Consider the following 16301-nt stretch of genomic DNA (forward strand, 5'->3'; position numbering starts at 1 on the left):
CCTGCTTCGCCATCCAAGCCCCCAGATCATGGAAAGCTTGAATCACATAGCCCCGCTCGTGGGAATCCTTATTGAGTACGGACCCTAGAGCCTTTTCGTTTCCAATCGGAATCAGGAGCTGGCCATAAGATTTTGATGTGACGCGTTTTCTTCACGCAGACGTGGATACCCGTCATAAAGCCGGGCATGAAAGGCTGATTCCACTTTTCGGGATCATGCTCCGGCTATATAAGCGGTTGATTCCCGGCATTTTTCTGGAGTCAGCGCGGACCGAATCGTCCGCGATACAAAGACCGGTCCAGCGGCGGCTGTCGTAGCCCCGCTGCCCGTCGAAAATAATCATACGGCGTCAACCTGGAGGTTGACGCGACGCCGTCTCCAGGCGTTGCAAACTGTGAGGGCGGCACCATCGTCCGACGGCGGCCCATTTCAACGCGCCGCTGAAAACGCAGCGCAACCCTTATCTCTACTGATCGTATCGCCACCGGAATTATGAGTGATCTCATTGAACTGATCTACGAGGCGGCGTTCGTGCCGGAGCGCTGGACACACGTGCTGCAGAAAGCCAGCAAGCTGTCAGCCTCCGCCAGCGCGCAGGTGTTTTTCTTCAGCGAAACGGCCCCGCCGCGCGGCATGACGCTGGATAATTTGCGGCCGCTGTTCGACAAGTTCATCAACGGCGATATGTGGAAATTCTCCGAGGGCACGCAGAAGATGTGCGCCATGCAGCCCGCGAGCTTCGTGACCGTGGACGATTTCCTGAGCGCGGAGGAACTCGAGCACGATCCCGCCCGCGTCATGCTGCGGGAGGTCGGCATCGGCGCGATGGCGTGTTCGGCCGTCGCCATGCCGACGGGCGAGCTTGCCACCTTCGTCTTTCAGAAATGGCTGAAGGACGGCGCCTTCATGCCGGACGAGATCGAGCGGCTCAATGTACTGCGGCCACATCTCGCCCGCGCCAGCCTGGTCTCGGGGCGGCTGCGCGTCGAGCGGGCCGAGGCCACCACGTCCGCGCTCGAACTGATGGGACTGCCCGCCGCCGTGCTCTCCGCGTCAGGGCGGATGATGGCGGCGAACTCGCATCTCCAACGAATGGACGCGGCGCTGCTGCCGGTCGCCCATGGTGGGCTGGCGATTGCCGACCGCGATGCCAACAGGTTGTTTCAAAGCGCGATAACGCAGATGCGGCATGAGACGACAGCCGGCTCAATCCCGGTGCCGGGGATCGGCGACAACAGCGCCTTCGTCGTTCACCTTTTGCCGCTGCGCCGCGCCGCGCACGATATCTTCGGCGGCGCAGATACGCTGGTCCTGGCCACGCCGATCACACCAAGCGCACTGGTGCCATCCGCGACCCTTCTCAATGCCTTGTTCGACCTGACGCCGACGGAGGCGCGGCTGGCAACCGACCTCGCCAGCGGGCTGACGCTGGTGGATTCCGCCGCGCGGCGAGGCGTCACCGTGAAATCGGCGCGCACATACCTTGAACGCATCTTCCGCAAGACCGGCACCCGCCAGCAAAGCCAGCTCGTGGCGATGCTGAAGACGGTACAGCCGCTGGTACCGCCGACGCCGGATTGATTTTACGGATTTCAGCGCCAGCCGCCTGCTACAGAATGGCGACTGGAAAACGCGCCAAATCCAATAGAGCCCCACTTCTGATTCCATCAGAATCGGAAAGGCTCTAGGCAGCCGCCAGCAGATCGCTGAGCAGCGGTTCGCGATACGCTCGCGATGAAACCGAGGGCTCGCCAAACCTCGGCTTACAGGGCGCGGACTCGCAAGGCGTCGGCCCGTCAAACCGCGGTTCGAGGCGCGCAGGTTCACAAGACGCAACCGCGTAAGTCTCCGCTTCGTAAGTCTCCGCTTCGTAAGGCTCCTCGTAAGGCTCCGCTTCGTAAAGCTCGGCGTCGTAAGGTTCCGCGTCGTAAGCTTCAGCCTCGCAGGGCTCCACTTCGCAGGATTCCATTTCGCGCGATTCCATTTCGTAAGGCACCGCCTCGTGAGACTCCGCCTCGTCAAGTACGACTTCATCGATCTCAGGATTGTCGAGTTGAGCTTTGAACCTGAAGCGATCGAAGAAGCGCGGCCGGTCAGACATCGGTTCGCAATACTCTTCGCGGAAATCCGGCTCATACCATTCGGGTTCGGATAATTCCGGCTCGCAAACCGGCGCCTCCTCAAACGTCGGTTCCGCGGCTCGTTCCGCAACCAGCTCGTCGCAGAACACGCGCGCCTCCTCGCGCGCCGATTCCGTTGCGAAACGCCGCAGCAGGATCAGCAGAGGTTCCGAAATCTCGGTCGGCGCGGTTTCGCACACCGTCAGGACGCGTTCGACCATGCGGCGGCGCAATCGCGTCGCGCCGTCGACTGTTCCGACGAAGCCGATCTCGTCGCGCGCTTCGAGCGCGGCGCGAAACGCGGGGAACGTGGATTCCGGCAGCCCTGCCCGCGTCAGCAGCGCGGGAAGGCTCGCGGCGCCGCGATCGTGAACCAGTGCAACGACGCGGTTCAAAGCCAGGCCCGACAATTCCGCCAGCGCATGATCGAACAGCTCGTGATTGCCCGACAGCAACGCGCGCAGGATCAACCCGGCGTTGAGTTGCCCGGTGGCGCGAAGATGCGCAACCAGATCGCGCATATCGTCGTCTCGCGCTTGAGCTGCGAGGTTGACGACGGAGCGGTCGCGCGCATCGCCAACCGCGCGACCGGCACGATCGGCGCTGAGCCAGTTCTTCGCGACAACGAACTGCGCCAGCGTATCCGACAGCTTTCCGATCAGCGCGAACCGTGTGGCCGCTGGCAGATCGTCGAGCGCCAGCATCGATTCCCGGATCGCGGCGAGATGGCCGTGCCGCTCGACGATGCGGTCCCATGACATCGGCGCGATGTTGGCGCCCGGATTTTCGATCAGCTCAAGGGCCGCCGCCGCCGAGCCCACCTCCGCGATGGCTGCGCAGACCGACACCGGAATGCGGACACGGCGCGCGACGGCGCATTGCACCTCGTTGTTGCCGGTGGCGACGATGTCGACCAGATCCGCATCGATCAGGAGCGGCGAATGTTCGAGAACCGGGATGGAAACCGAAGGCTGATCGACCGACAGCGCCTGGACGATGGCCGCCGGCGCGGTCGTGCTGCGCGCGAAGACCTCCGCCATCGCCCGGCGAACCAGCGGCGAGGAGTCGTCGAGCTGCATCAGGAGCGCGCCCTCGGCGGCCGCGCGATCGTCGTCGGAGAGATCGGAGATGAGCCACGCGCGAGCCAGCGCTCGTGTCGCTTCCGCCCGCTCGCCTGCGGGAGCGGTGCGCACCCAACTGATGAATCGCCGAACGATCATGGTCTTTCCGGCTTACTTAACTTGAGACGACATCGTGATCCGATGCCACTGTCATAGAAAATAAACCATGACGCTTAACAAAGGGTTCACCATAACGGGTTGGCCTCGTTGACGTTTCGTTAACGCGGAAGGCGTCAGAAGGCGCAAACGGATGTCGCGCTTTACGAACAGACGGCCACAAACTCGCAATGACCGATGAATGAGCGCGTTTCCGCCAGAGCGGAAAGCCTGTAAGCGTTCCGAGCGAAGCGGATACCGGTTCGCGTGAAGAAAAAACATTAAAACAATAATCTAGAGCTTCGCTTTAATGAGAAGCGAAGCTCTAGCCGCTGTAAGCGCCGCTAGGGTCGCTGAACAGATCGAACGGCTGACGCGGACCGGGCCCAGACGATGTCTGCGCGTCCGAAGGCGCTGCGACGGACGACGCGCCCCACAATTCCTGAACCGCCGGAGACACCGGCTGCGTACGCTCGCCGACCTGAAACAGCGAACGGAACACCGGCTGGCCTGACGCGGTTGATGCAGTCGTTGCGGACAATGCCGCAACCGGCGCGACGCCGCGCGTGTCGGGCAGGCGCGACAGGTAAACCGCGTTGCCGGACGAGGTCGAGAATTGCGCCGCAGACGCGACCGCCACCGGTGCAGTAACGCCGAGCGAGGCCATTGCTGCGCGGCTTGCGGGCGAGTTGGCGGCAACCGCATAGCGCCGGTCCAGATCGGCATAGACGTCCGATACACTGCGGGCGCGGCCGTCGGGCTCATAGAAGATCGGACGGTTGGCGGCGGCGGCATTCGGAAACAGCCGCGCGCCGGATGCTTGCGGATTGTCCTGCGCATTGGCGATCAGCTTCGCGGCTCCGCCGACGCCCATGAAATGCGCCATATAAAGTTCGCTGTCGGTCGGACGGCGGCCGATCAGGCCGGTCAGCTTGAAGCTGTTGGACTGCGTCAGCACGCCGGCCATGGCGGAGGCGATGGCCGGATCGTCCCGCAGCTTGAGGATCGCGGCGCGCGTGGCCGGATCGCTGACGGAATAGCTGCCCGACGGGGATTTGGTGATGGCGTCGGCGTAGCCGTTGTAGCCCAGCGCAGGACCCGCCTCCTTCACCGTGCCGAGCCAGGTCTGCTCGATGAACTGGAAGAGACCCTTGGCGGACGAGGTTGGCGCGGCGGCTTGGGGATTGAAATTGGACTCCATCTTGGCGGTCGCGAGCAGGTATTCGAAGCTCGCACCGGTGACGTCGGCCGCCTTCCGGATGGCAGTTGCGATCCCGCCGAAAAGGCCTGTCAGTCCGGCGCGCGACGGATCGGCAGCGGCGTTGGCGGTATCGAAGGTCATGGTGGTCTCTCGCTCCCCGCGAAACGACCGCTTGCATTTCAACGCGATCTCGGCACCCGCCGTCGACGCCGGCTCCCACCGGCAGCGGACAGCGATGCGGTGCAAGGTGGAAGATTATGGTTAACAACAACTTAATGGACGCAGCAGCGCAGCGCGGCCGTCAGGACTTCTTGTAGACCTCGGCGGGATCGAACAGCCTGTCGGCATCGACAAACCTCACGCGCGCTTCGCCGCCCTCGCCCTTTGTCACCGCCCGGTAAAAACACGAGCGCCGTCCGGTATGGCAGGCGGCGCCTTGCTGCGCGACCTTGATCCAGACCGCGTCCTGATCGCAGTCCGTCCGCATCTCGACCACCCGCTGAACCTGACCCGAACTCTCGCCCTTTCGCCATAACGCCTTGCGGGACCGGCTGTAATACCAGGCATCGCCGGTCTCAATGGTCCGCCGCAGCGCCTCCTCGTTCATGTGCGCGACCATCAGCACGTCGCCGGTCGCGGCATCGGTCGCCACGCATGTGACGAGGCCCGATGCATCGAAGCGGGGCCGGAAAGTGAGGTCCTCCTCGATTCCGGCCTGAGATGAAGATACGGGTGAAGACACAGGGAATCCCTCAGAAAAACCCTCGAGAGTTGGCGGCACGATGTGGCTTTTCGCAACGCGGCGCCCGCTTCTGATGTCGTCAGAAGCGGGGAAATCTCCCGCGTCAGCCGCTTCGCACCATCGACAGGAAGCGCGCCTGCTCCGCCGGATTATCGCGGAACACGCCGGTGAAGCGGCTGGTGAAGGTCATCGCACCGTGCTTGGCGACGCCACGCACCGACATGCAGGTGTGCTCCGCTTCGATCATCACGGCGACGCCGCGGGGTTTGAGCACCTCGTCGACGGCGGCGGCGATCTGCGCGGTCATGTGCTCCTGGGTCTGAAGACGCCGGGCGAAGATGTCGGTCAGGCGCGCGAGCTTGGACAGCCCGACCACACGCTCGACCGGCGTGTAGGCGATATGCGCCTTGCCATAGAACGGCATCATGTGGTGCTCGCACTGCGAGGTAAACTGGATGTCACGGACCAGCACGAAATCGTCATAGCCCGCGGTCTCGCCAAAGGTCCGGTTCAGCACCTCGGCGGGGCACTGATGATATCCCTGATAGATTTCATCATAGGCCTCGATCACGCGGCGCGGCGTATCGAGCAACCCTTCCCGGTTGGGATTCTCGCCGATATAGGACAAGAGAGTCCTGACCGCATGCTCCGCCTCGTGCCTCGACGGACGCGGCCTGTCCGGCTGAGCGGCCGCCGCCATAAACTCCGACGGATCCAGTTCAGCGGGAGCGAACCCGGCAGGTTTGGCGTTGTTGGATTTGGCTTCAACAGGTTTGACGCCGCGCAGCGGCTTGATCAAAGCGTCCATCTTTACTCCGTTCGACCGGCCTCGCTTGAGACCGGAGTGTCACCGGGCAGACGGGGCAGCGTTGTGGCTACCGGACGCCTGAGTCCCTTGGTATTGAACATTGCGACGCCCGAATTCAACTTCAATCCGGGTGCGGCGGAAAATCGCCGGATTGCGTTTCCCGGCAATAGATACATATATAGGCCTCGAGGTTCCCGCCGCCAAGAGCGAGGCCCGCCTCTTCAGCGAATTCAAAGTTTTGGAATCTGATGCTGAACGACGTTTACAACAAGAGCATCATCGAACTGGCCGGCAATATTCCCCGCCTGGGCCGCCTTCCCGCGCCGGACGCCAGCGCCACAGCCCATTCGAAGCTGTGCGGATCCACCGTCAGGATCGACCTCACGATGGATGGCCCCGTCGTCACCGACTTCGCTCACGACGTGAAGGCCTGTGCGCTGGGCCAGGCTTCCTCTTCGATCATGGCCCGTCATGTGGTCGGATCGACCGCCACGGAGTTGCGCGAACTGCGCGAGACCGTGAGCAGGATGCTGAAGGAAAACGGCGCGCCGCCGCAAGGCAAATGGGCCGACATCGCGCTGCTCGAACCGGTGCGCGACTATAAGGCCCGCCACGCATCCACCATGCTGACGTTCGACGCCGTGGTCGACGCCATCGGTCAGATCGAGGCCAAATCGGCCGCACTCACACCCGCGCAAAGCTGACAGAGTTCAAGCCGTTCCGCCCGAACACTCTTACGGATTCTGAGCCGGCGGAGCCGCCACCGCGACACCGCCGGTCGGAACCGCTTCGACGGTCTTGGTCTGTTGGCTGACGCTCGTCTCCGCAGCAGCCGCATTTGCGCCTGCCGGGAAGCGATCCTGCACCGGTTTCGTGACGAGACCGGCAACAGGAGCCTCGGTGGCATTCCCGCCTGGCAACACATCCGCGACGTTGTCCGTCGTCACCAGATTCGTCGCACGCAATTCCGCCGCCGACAGCTCGTGGAGTTTCTCCCACGGAGGAATGCTGAGCGCGAGATAAAGCAGGTCGCCGCCACCTCCCATGTCGAAAGTATACTTGGCGAGCCGTCCGATATCGCGCTCCACGATCATCAGGTCGTCGGCGGAGTAGCTGGCGGCCCTGGCATCGTCGGCGCGGTCGCCCATCCAGATCTGATGGACACGAACATGCGCGCCATCAGGTACATAGCGGGTTTTGCCGGACAACAACATGAACGCGCACATGGACTCGCAATGGGCATCCGGCAGCACCGCGGCATGATCGCCGGCGACGGTCTTGGCGACCACGCTGGTCCCGACCGTCGTGCGCAAGCCGAGTTCACGCCAGCGCCGCCCCAATGCAATGGCGTCGTTGACCGAGCCGCCGCCGGAGTCCAGCACGATCGTCATGCCCGAAACGTCGCGCCCGGCGGTGAAATCGTCAAAGGCTTTCGGCGTTTCGGCGGTGACGATTCCGACCGCGCTGATCCAGTCCTGACAATGCGGTGCGCAATCAATCCAGGTGAACCGCATCGGCTGCTTTCGAACCTCGGCGGTCCCGCTGGCCGAGGCCGGATGATCGAGCGGCGCGGCCAGACCGGGCAAGGCTGAACATAAAAATGCGACGCACAGGAGCGCCCGTCCGTAGACCACAGATGATTCCGCGCGCCTCAATTCGGTTCTTCCCCGTACCCCGATCTTGCCCGATCCAGTGCACCGGCCGATGCGCCGGCATTCAACACCACCATGATTCCGACGTCGGGATATTTTGAAAAACTAGCCGCAGGATCCGTCAACGTCCATACAACCTTTGCGACGCGTACCGGCAGGAGTATGCAATATCTTGGCACAGTGGCGAAATTACCAAGTTCACGGTTCCTTTGGGGGAACCCTGTGAGAGTCATGAAGCCGACATTGCAAAGTTCCAAGTCCTGTCCGGATTGCGCGAGAGCCGCCTTGCGGCTGCCGCGTAACACCGGACGGACGTTGATCTGGATTTATCGCCACACGCTGTCGCCGCTCGTGGGTTTCAACTGCCGGCACCTACCGACGTGCTCGGCCTACGGAGACGAAGCGATCGAGCGGTTCGGATTATGGGCCGGCGGCTGGATGACACTGGCGCGGCTGTTGCGCTGTCATCCGTGGGGAACGTCCGGAATCGATAACGTTCCAGCAGAGAAACCACCCGGCGCCGTCTGGTATCTGCCCTGGCGCTACGCCCGCTGGCGCGGCGTGAACGGTCCGGAAAATATCGACGGCGGCGGCTAGAGCGTTTTCGAGCGAAGTGGGAACCGGTTCGCGTGAAGAAAACGCGTCAAAATCATAGAGCCTTGCTTCTGATTCCACCGGAAGCGGAAGGCCTCTAGTGCGCGACAACCTCGACCTCGCCGTCGACGCCGTTGACGACATCGAAGCCGCGCTCGAACACCTTGCCTTCGTTCTTGGCGATCACGCGATACTCGCCCTCGGCCAGGATCACGCGGGGAAATGCCCCGATCGATTCCTTGATGACGTCGCCGCCGGGCGTCAGCACCGACCACGCGGTATTGGCGAGCGCCTCGCCGCCCTTGTCGCTGACGAGTTTCAGGGTGATGACGGCAGCCCGGTGCGAGATCGTCACGTCGGTCAGCTTCGACGCCTGCACGCGGATGTCCGATCGCACCACCGAATTGGCGTCACCGTAGTTGGAGACGATGTAATAAGTGCCCTCCGGCAAGATCAGCACATCGCCCGCGGTGGCGCTGGGAACCAGCGGCGCGCGCTCGGTGCCTTCGAACTGGCTGCCCTTGTAGATGCTGAAGGAAATCTGGTTCGGCGGAATCATCGACGTGCCGACGCGGCCCTCGATCCGCAACCCACCCGCCGGCAACACGAACGACTCGCGGTCGGTGTCCGGTTTCAGCGTCACCGGACGCACCGCGCTGACCAATCCCATCGAGACGTACACCACGTAGCCGCCGGGAGGCAGCACGATGTTGGGAGTGGCGCCGTGGTCCTCTCGCATCAGCTTGAATGCGCCGGTCTCATCGGGCCGATCGGAATAGACCCGCCAGATCAGTCCGCTGTTGATCACAGGCAGATCCTTGCCGTAGCGCGCCGTCAGCGACAGAACACCTTGCGCCGGAGTGACGAGGCTGGGCAGCGGAGCCGTCAGCGGCACGGCGGCGGCCGGTGCCTGGGTCAACGGCGCCGGCAGGCTCGGCATGGAAGCCGGGCCGGAAGATGGCGCCAAGCTGATCGCAGGCCCGGACGGCGCTTCGGGCACAGGAGCCGGTGGTATCGGAGGCGGCTGTTCGCCGAACAGTTGCGCGGAGGCTGCGTGTGGACATGCCACCAAGAGCGCGACGAGCAAAGGCCACACGCGCCCGCCCGATATGAATCGATAATTGCCCCCGAAGATCATGGCGCCGTTTTTTCCGGAAAACACGGCAAATTCAAGCCTCACCATTCATTCATAACTGCATCCCGCTGTGGAATGCGTAAAACCCGACCCGTCCGGTTGAAACGTCGTCGTCTGATGATAATTTCTTCGGCACAGGCCATGTTTTGATGTGTTCGCCGTCTCCGCAGGAGGAACGGAAAGCCGATGTCGCGGTCAGAGAATCCCGTCGTGCTGGATGGTTCGAAAAGCCACGACCGGAACGGGTCGAATGGCCAGAAGCCAGGACTGGACAGCGTTAAACGGCCGGTGATCGGGCTGGCGCTGGGCGGCGGCGCTGCGCGCGGCTTCGCCCATATCGGTATTCTCCGGTCCCTGGTCGCGCACGGGATCGAGCCCGACGTCGTGGTCGGCACTTCGATCGGTGCCGTGGTCGGAGGCGCTTATGCCGCCGGCCGCCTCGACACGCTGGAGGAATGGGCGCGCAGCCTGCAACCCCGGAATATCTTCAGCTATCTCGATATCCGGCTGAACGGCTCCGGACTGATCGGCGGCGCCAAGCTGACGGCCCGGCTCGAAGCGTCGCTTGGCCAGACTCGGATCGAGGAACTGCCTCTCAAGTTTGCAAGCGTCGCCACTGAAGTCCGCACCGGCCATGAAATCTGGCTGACGCACGGCCGGCTGGTCGATGCGATGCGCGCGTCGTATGCATTGCCCGGAATCTTTGCGCCGATGCTGGTGGGCGATCGATGGCTGGTCGATGGCGCGCTAGTCAACCCGGTGCCCGTCTCCACCGCCCGTGCGCTGGGCGCGGAGATCGTGATCGCGGCCAACCTTTCCAACGACGTCTTCGGTCACAGCATCACGATCTTCTCCCACGGCGCGCAGAGCGAACCGCGGGAGAGTATCGTCGAACCTCCACCACCGAAGCGTGGCTTCGGCAAGTTCTTTTCCGCCGAGCGGACGGTCAAGCGCGAACTCTTCAATGCCGCCGGCCGCCCCGGGGTCATCACGGTCATGACCGACGCCTTCAATATCATGCAGGATCGCATCACCCGCGCCCGGCTCGCCGGCGATCCACCGGATCTGCTGATCCAGCCGCGGGTCGGCCAGATCGGCTGGTTCGATTTCCATCGCGCCAATGAACTGATCGCGCACGGCACTCGCGCCGCGGATCGCGCCATCGAAGCGATCGTCGAAGCGATCGAGACTCTCGCTCCGCCGTCTCCGACTCCCGAGGCGGATGCCGGCGCCGACATCTGAGTGCGCGTGCTCAGGCGGTCTTGATGTAGTCGCGCAGCGCCTCCTGCTCGACCTCGTATTCCTGAACGCGCAGCTTGACGACGTCTCCGATCGACACCAGGCCGACCAACCTGTCATCCTCCACCACCGGCAGATGCCGGAACTTTTCCGCCGTCATAACTTCCATGAGGTGAGCGACCGTATCGGACAAACGGCAACTGACGACCTTGCGGGTCATGGCGGCGCTGACCGGCTCGTCGAGCGCATCGGCCCCGCGCGCGTTGAGCGCATGAACCACGTCACGCTCGGACAGGATGCCGTCGATGCGCCCTCCCCTCATGACGAGGACGGAACCGATCTGCTGGTCCGACAGAATCTTCACCGCTGCCGACAGCCTGGCGTCGGGCTCGACGCTCACAACCTGGTGGCCCTTGGCGCTGAGAATGGCACGTACTGTCATTGTCGCCTCCTGCGGAGGGAGATCGCGCAGTATTAATGCGCAATCGTCGGTCTCAGGCGACAGTCGAAATGTTCGATTTTTCGCGCGCGAAACGGCGAAACGTTTTCTTCACGCGAAACGAATTTCACTTCGCCTGAACAGACAGCGATGATGGATGAAATCGATCGGCGCCGCAAGCACGCTGTTAGTCGCAAGCGCGCTTTACGGGATCCGATCCGCTCCGCCGGACGGCGCACTCGCCGCATCGCGCGGCGGACGGGGCACAGGATCGAACAGCGAAAACAGCACGAGGCCTGCCAGAAAGCCTCCGATATGAGCCTGCCAGGCGACGGATCCCGGCTCGGCGCCGATTGCGACCGATCCTGTCCCGAAGATGATGTTGACGCCGAACCAGATCGCGAGAAACGCCAGCACGCGCGGATTTTGCAGCGCGCGCACCAGCGACAGCGCCGGCACCTGCGCCGCGGCGTCGGCGTCATCGTTACGGAACGACAGGAAGCTGCCGCGCACAAAGGCAAAACGGATCGCCGCCGCCATCGCGCCCGACACGGACGCTGACGCGCCGATCATCGGCGCAATGCTGTGCTCATGTGTCACAAGATGCGCGACAGCGCCGGCGACGGCGGTCACCGCCATGAAGAGAAAGAACCGGAACGCACCGAAACGGCGCGCCACCGCGCTGCCGAACGGCAACAGCCACAGCACGTTGAAGCCGATGTGGCTGAGATTGGCGTGCAGCAGCGAATAGGTGACGAATGTCCAGACCTTGGCGCCGCTTCCTCCGGGAAACGCCGTCGCCAGGGGACTGGAATCATATCGCTTGGGGATGAAGCCGAACGCCTCGACGATCCAATATTCCAGTTCGGGCGAAACCGCGGAGGATAAGATATAAACGATCGCAAGCAGGGCGATATAGGCCGTCAATCCCCCGGGCAGTGTCAGGATCGGCTCGTGCCGGGGTTCCTGCGGGACAGCGGGGGGAATATCTGGCTGAGAGTCCAAGGGGCGACGACCTGGCGGCTCAAGCGGGCGATGGGCCGCAATAGGCGGCTCGGGCGCAGCAAGCAAGAGATATAATCGGGCTAATGAAAGATATCGCCAGTCGGTGCTGCACCATCACTCGCTCTGTTGCTTGGGGCCGAAAACGCGTTTGAGCCCTTTGTAGAAGAGCACCAAGACGGTCAGAGCCGCCGCGCCTTTCAGGAACAGGACCAACATCTCCTGCAGACTGCGGGCGCTGTGATCCCGGTCTCTTTCCCTCTCCGCAGGAACCTGTTCCTTCTCCGTGGCGGTCTCGCTCGCCTGAGCGGCGGGCTGGTCGCCGGACTCGGTGGCCGGTGCGGCATCGATAATCGGAGCAGCCGATCGCTCTGCCTCAGCGGCGGCCGGACTTGGACTCCCCGACCCCTCGGAACCGGCCGCGAGACAGGCCGATTGAAGACCGATCACAAGACCGAGCACGGACACCCAAAAGCGCAAGACTTCCCCCGCCTGTCTCATCCAGCGTTTGCCTCTGTCATCATCGAGTACGGGATAATCGCCGAATTGTGCTCTATCCGTCTCATGCCATTACCATTTCAGCCGGCCCCTTGTGCCGGATCGACGCCAACCAATACCCCAATCCCGCCCCGGCTGTCGATCTTGGCGATGGTGTGAGGATGATGCCTGCGGACAGCCGCGATATAAGCCAAAAACCATGGGCCAAAAGAGATGAGCCAAAAGACATGGACCAAAAGACATGGACCAAAAGAAAAAGGAGGGCCTGAGAAACCCTCCTTTCGTTTCGACCGTCGCGGGCGGGTTTCCGCCGGGACGAATTTCGACAAGACCGGATCCAGAATACCGCGCGCTTTGCGGAGACCGGAACTGTTCGACACGTCGCCGCCGCAACCTGGAGAAGAACGGCGGGAGAGCCAGCCGCCGGATCATACCCGCTTTCGATGTCTCCCCACCCCGATAGTTAATTTAACGTTAACGCCATAAAGACGCGCGGCGGCGACGTCGAAGCCCCCTGCGGCATGGACGCTGCAAGAGCCCTCCTGCACAACAGAAACGAAGCAGCGGTGCCCCGGAACTGGACAGATATGTCCGCTTCACACCGCGTCAGGACGGTTACATGAAGCATCCATCGAACCGGGCGTTCTACGCCTACTGGGACGAAAAGCGCGACGGCGAGCGCGCTCCTGACCGGCGCGAGATCGAGCCGGCCGCGGTCCGCGAGCTGCTCGGGGACATTTTCGTGCTCTCCTGCGAAGCGAAGGGCTATCCGTTCCGCGTCGCGGGAACCCGGCTCTGCGCCCTGCTCGACCGCGACCTCAAGGGGCATGACTTTGCCGACCTGTTTGGCGCTGCAAGCCGCGCCGAGATGACCGATATGCTCGGCGTCGTATCCGACGAACTTCTCGCCGCCGTCGCCGGCGTCACCGCGACCGCACGGGACGGATCGCTCGCGCACCTCGAGCTGCTGCTGCTGCCCTTCAGCAACCGCACCCACGCGCCGATCAGCATGACGGGGCTTCTGGCGCCGATGCGGCACAACGGGCAGCCGCTCGGCGACTTCACCCTGACCTCGTGGCGCTACATGAACCATCCCCCGCAGCGCTTCGTCCCCCGCGCGCTGAAGAAGCTCGCGATCGCGCGCGGCTTCATGGTCTACGAAGGACTGCGCTGACCGTCCCGGTCCGGCTGTGCCCCGCGGGCCGCGGGCGCTCTTATGTTTGCGTTAGGAATTTTTCGGCTAAAAAGGGATTATGTTACCGCCGCTCGCATCGCGCGAGGCGCGGCGCTGTCCACGTCGTCAGAGCCAGAACATCGTCATGCTCGTGAACTTTGTCACTGACGAACCTGGAAAGATACCGGCAGTGCGCGCAATGCTGGAGCCGCAATTCCACGTCATGCCGCAGGTGCTGCAAAGCGACGACGCGCAAACCGGCGCCAACGGCATGCTGATGGTGGACGCCGACCTGCGCAAGAGGGACTGCGTCGAACGGATCAAACGGGTCCTGCGGGTCAAGCGGACGAATCCTGAAAAGATGTTTGTCGTTCCCAGCCATCTTCAGCTCATGATCGCACAAGCCTACGCGCTCGGCGCCACGGCCGTGGTATCCCGCCCGCGCGAAATCGTTACGAAACTGATCCAGTTCGCAAATGACGAGAAAGCGGACCAGAACAATGCCGATAGCGTCTCGCCGGAGACGAGGAACAGCGCGGTGGCCCTGGCGTCGATGTTCTCGACGGCGCGCGAGAGCAATCCGGTCAACCCGGCGGATGCCGAATATGCCACGTCGCAAATCATCACGAATATCGCGCGAACCGGATTCAACCGATGGCTCGATGAAGTCCGCCGCCACCACGAAGGCACGTTTCAACATTGTCTGCTGGTGACGGGAATAGCGGTGAGCTTTGCTCTCGACCTCGGCTTTTGCGAAGCGGACGTGAAACGGCTCGGACTTGCGGCAACGCTTCACGATATCGGCAAGGCACGAATTCCGCTCGCCGTTCTCGACAAGCGCGGAGAACTGACGCCGGCCGAGGAAGAGATCATGCGGTGCCACCCTGTGATCGGATACGACCTGCTGAAAAACATACCCAAGATCAGCGGCGAAACGCTCGACGGCGTCAGGCACCACCACGAATACCTCGACGGCTCCGGCTATCCGGACGGGCTCGCGGGCTCCGAGATCAGCGACCTCGTGCGGCTTTTGACGATCTCGGACATTTTCGCGGCCCTGATCGAGTTAAGACCCTATCGGCCGGCAATGTCGCGGGTCGATGCCTACAAGATCCTCTGCGACATGGACGGCAAGCTGGAAGGCGCTCTGGTCAAGGCTTTTCGAGGCGTCGCCTTCAACGGCACCAAACCGTCGGAGTGATATCCGCACCCGCTGCGATCGCTGCCTGAAAGGACCACCCCAAGACGCCCCGCAATGGACAAATCAACACAATCGGTCAAAACTCCATGACTCGACCCTTCTGAAACTTTCGCGTGGCACACATCCCGACCATTCTCGTCCTGGATTCCGGCCTCGGCGGCCTCACCGTGCTGCGGGAGATCGTCAAGGCCCTGCCCAGCGCGCGCTACGTGTATGTCGCCGACGATGCCTTCTTTCCCTACGGCCATCACAGCGAAGACGAGATCATCGCCCGCGTGGTGCCGCTGGTCGGCGAACTGATCGCCGCCCACGCCCCCGACATCGCGGTGATCGCCTGCAACACGATGTCGGTCTCGGTGCTGGGACCGTTGCGCGCCGCCTATTCCGCGCCGTTCGTCGGCACGGTTCCGGCGATCAAGCCGGCCTGCGCGGCATCCAAGACCAAGCGCGTTTCGGTGCTCGGCACACGCGCGACCGTGCAGCGCGAATACACACAGGCGTTGATCCGCAATCATGCGCAGGACTGCACCGTGACGCTGGTCGGCGCGGCAAACCTTGCCACGCTGGCGGAGGACGCCCTGCGCGGCAAAACCGTCAGCGATGCCGATATCCTAAGCGAGATTGCGCCGTGCTTCGTTCCGGCCGCCGACGGCGGCGGGCTGCGCACCGACGCCGTCGTGCTCGCCTGCACCCACTATCCGCTGCTGCTCGACCGCCTGCTCAAGCTCGCGCCATGGCCAGTGGCCTGGATCGACCCCGCGCCCGCGATCGCCCGGCGCGTTGTCGGCCTGCTCGGGCCGATCGACAACGGCAGCCGCGAGTTGCCGCCCGAATTGATCTTTACCTCAGGCCGTTCCTACGCGTTGACCGATGCGCTAACGCCGTTCTTCGGGGGGCGCGTTCCGGCCTGAACCAGGCCCGGCCGGCGGTATCTGCGATCGCGCAAACAGCAATTGCCGCTGAAAAAAGCTGTTCCCTGGTTTGACAGCGGGACGGTTTATCCCTAAACAACGCCTGCACGCGGGCCGGTTTTCGGCCCGCGTTGCGTTTCGCGACCCGTGGTCCTGTCCATCAAGCTTATGGGCCGGATCTGTCGGCGGCGGATTTGGCACGATCCCGAAAACGGTTTTCCGATTTTGAAATCATGCCCGGATCATCCGCACAGGAGGGCGCGTCTCCTCAACCCGTAAACTTGACAAGAGGACGCGATGACTAAGCGCAGTGAGGCGAAGTACAAGATCGATCGCCGTATGGGCCAGAACATCTGGGGCCGCCCGAA

General features: G+C 63.0%; 16 protein-coding genes and 1 pseudogene. 8 read left to right on the forward strand and 9 right to left on the reverse strand.

Annotation, left to right across the window (positions count from 1 at the left end):
- Positions 1-492 precede the first annotated feature (492 nt).
- Positions 493-1581, forward strand: coding sequence for a helix-turn-helix transcriptional regulator (locus tag BGO16_RS03160; protein ID WP_292617153.1), 1089 nt, complete (start codon positions 493-495; stop codon positions 1579-1581).
- A 103-nt stretch (positions 1582-1684) separates the two neighbouring features.
- On the opposite strand, the gene BGO16_RS03165 is transcribed toward BGO16_RS03160, so the two are convergent.
- From BGO16_RS03165 to folE, 4 genes are all read right to left on the reverse strand, one after another.
- Complete coding sequence (locus tag BGO16_RS03165) at positions 1685-3340, reverse strand: DUF2336 domain-containing protein (protein ID WP_292617154.1); 1656 nt, start codon at positions 3338-3340, stop codon at positions 1685-1687.
- A gap of 322 nt (positions 3341-3662) precedes the next feature.
- Complete coding sequence (locus BGO16_RS03170; protein ID WP_292617155.1) at positions 3663-4679, reverse strand: transglycosylase SLT domain-containing protein; 1017 nt, start codon at positions 4677-4679, stop codon at positions 3663-3665.
- A 160-nt stretch (positions 4680-4839) separates the two neighbouring features.
- Positions 4840-5280 (reverse strand): phosphoribosyl-AMP cyclohydrolase, encoded by a 441-nt coding sequence (hisI, locus tag BGO16_RS03175; protein ID WP_292617156.1) that lies wholly within the window; start codon positions 5278-5280, stop codon positions 4840-4842.
- A 103-nt stretch (positions 5281-5383) separates the two neighbouring features.
- Positions 5384-6088 (reverse strand): GTP cyclohydrolase I FolE, encoded by a 705-nt coding sequence (gene folE, locus BGO16_RS03180; protein WP_292617157.1) that lies wholly within the window; start codon positions 6086-6088, stop codon positions 5384-5386.
- 248 nt (positions 6089-6336) lie between these two features.
- Between folE and BGO16_RS03185 the strand changes: the two genes are divergently transcribed.
- Positions 6337-6792, forward strand: a complete 456-nt coding sequence (locus tag BGO16_RS03185; RefSeq protein WP_292617158.1) for an iron-sulfur cluster assembly scaffold protein — start codon at positions 6337-6339, stop codon at positions 6790-6792.
- Between the two features lie 30 nt (positions 6793-6822).
- Here BGO16_RS03185 and BGO16_RS03190 read toward each other — a convergent pair whose 3' ends face one another.
- Entirely contained in the window at positions 6823-7743 is a 921-nt protein-coding gene (locus BGO16_RS03190; protein WP_292617159.1) for a hypothetical protein, read from the reverse strand.
- Between the two features lie 228 nt (positions 7744-7971).
- Here BGO16_RS03190 and yidD point away from each other — a divergent pair, with 228 nt between their 5' ends.
- A complete protein-coding gene (yidD, locus tag BGO16_RS03195; RefSeq protein ID WP_292617160.1) occupies positions 7972-8337 on the forward strand; it encodes a membrane protein insertion efficiency factor YidD in 366 nt (121 codons plus the stop codon).
- Between the two features lie 94 nt (positions 8338-8431).
- On the opposite strand, the gene BGO16_RS03200 is transcribed toward yidD, so the two are convergent.
- The gene (locus BGO16_RS03200; protein ID WP_292617168.1) at positions 8432-9472 is read right to left on the reverse strand and encodes a hypothetical protein; all 1041 of its coding nucleotides are present in this window, start codon (positions 9470-9472) and stop codon (positions 8432-8434) included.
- 183 nt (positions 9473-9655) lie between these two features.
- Here BGO16_RS03200 and BGO16_RS03205 point away from each other — a divergent pair, with 183 nt between their 5' ends.
- A complete protein-coding gene (locus BGO16_RS03205) occupies positions 9656-10711 on the forward strand; it encodes a patatin-like phospholipase family protein (RefSeq protein ID WP_292617161.1) in 1056 nt (351 codons plus the stop codon).
- Between the two features lie 10 nt (positions 10712-10721).
- Here the strand turns inward: BGO16_RS03205 and BGO16_RS03210 are convergent, their stop codons facing one another.
- From BGO16_RS03210 to BGO16_RS03220, 3 genes are all read right to left on the reverse strand, one after another.
- On the reverse strand, positions 10722-11150 hold the full coding sequence (locus BGO16_RS03210; protein WP_292617162.1) for a CBS domain-containing protein: 429 nt from the start codon (positions 11148-11150) through the stop codon (positions 10722-10724).
- A 201-nt stretch (positions 11151-11351) separates the two neighbouring features.
- The gene (locus BGO16_RS03215; RefSeq protein ID WP_292617163.1) at positions 11352-12152 is read right to left on the reverse strand and encodes a rhomboid family intramembrane serine protease; all 801 of its coding nucleotides are present in this window, start codon (positions 12150-12152) and stop codon (positions 11352-11354) included.
- Positions 12153-12266: 114 nt separating this feature from the next.
- The gene (locus BGO16_RS03220) at positions 12267-12650 is read right to left on the reverse strand and encodes a hypothetical protein (protein WP_292617164.1); all 384 of its coding nucleotides are present in this window, start codon (positions 12648-12650) and stop codon (positions 12267-12269) included.
- Between the two features lie 616 nt (positions 12651-13266).
- Between BGO16_RS03220 and BGO16_RS03225 the strand changes: the two genes are divergently transcribed.
- From BGO16_RS03225 to BGO16_RS03240, 4 genes and pseudogenes are all read left to right on the forward strand, one after another.
- Positions 13267-13821 carry a PAS domain-containing protein gene (locus tag BGO16_RS03225; protein WP_292617165.1) on the forward strand — a complete coding sequence of 185 codons (555 nt, stop codon included), beginning with the start codon at positions 13267-13269 and terminating at the stop codon, positions 13819-13821.
- Between the two features lie 145 nt (positions 13822-13966).
- Positions 13967-15022, forward strand: coding sequence for an HD domain-containing phosphohydrolase (locus BGO16_RS03230; protein ID WP_292617166.1), 1056 nt, complete (start codon positions 13967-13969; stop codon positions 15020-15022).
- A gap of 113 nt (positions 15023-15135) precedes the next feature.
- Complete coding sequence (gene murI / locus BGO16_RS03235; protein ID WP_292617167.1) at positions 15136-15933, forward strand: glutamate racemase; 798 nt, start codon at positions 15136-15138, stop codon at positions 15931-15933.
- 297 nt (positions 15934-16230) lie between these two features.
- Positions 16231-16301: pseudogene (locus tag BGO16_RS03240) on the forward strand (30S ribosomal protein S4); the annotation flags it as partial.

This window comes from Nitrobacter sp. 62-23, from assembly GCF_001897285.1.
In the GTDB taxonomy this organism is placed as follows: domain Bacteria; phylum Pseudomonadota; class Alphaproteobacteria; order Rhizobiales; family Xanthobacteraceae; genus Nitrobacter.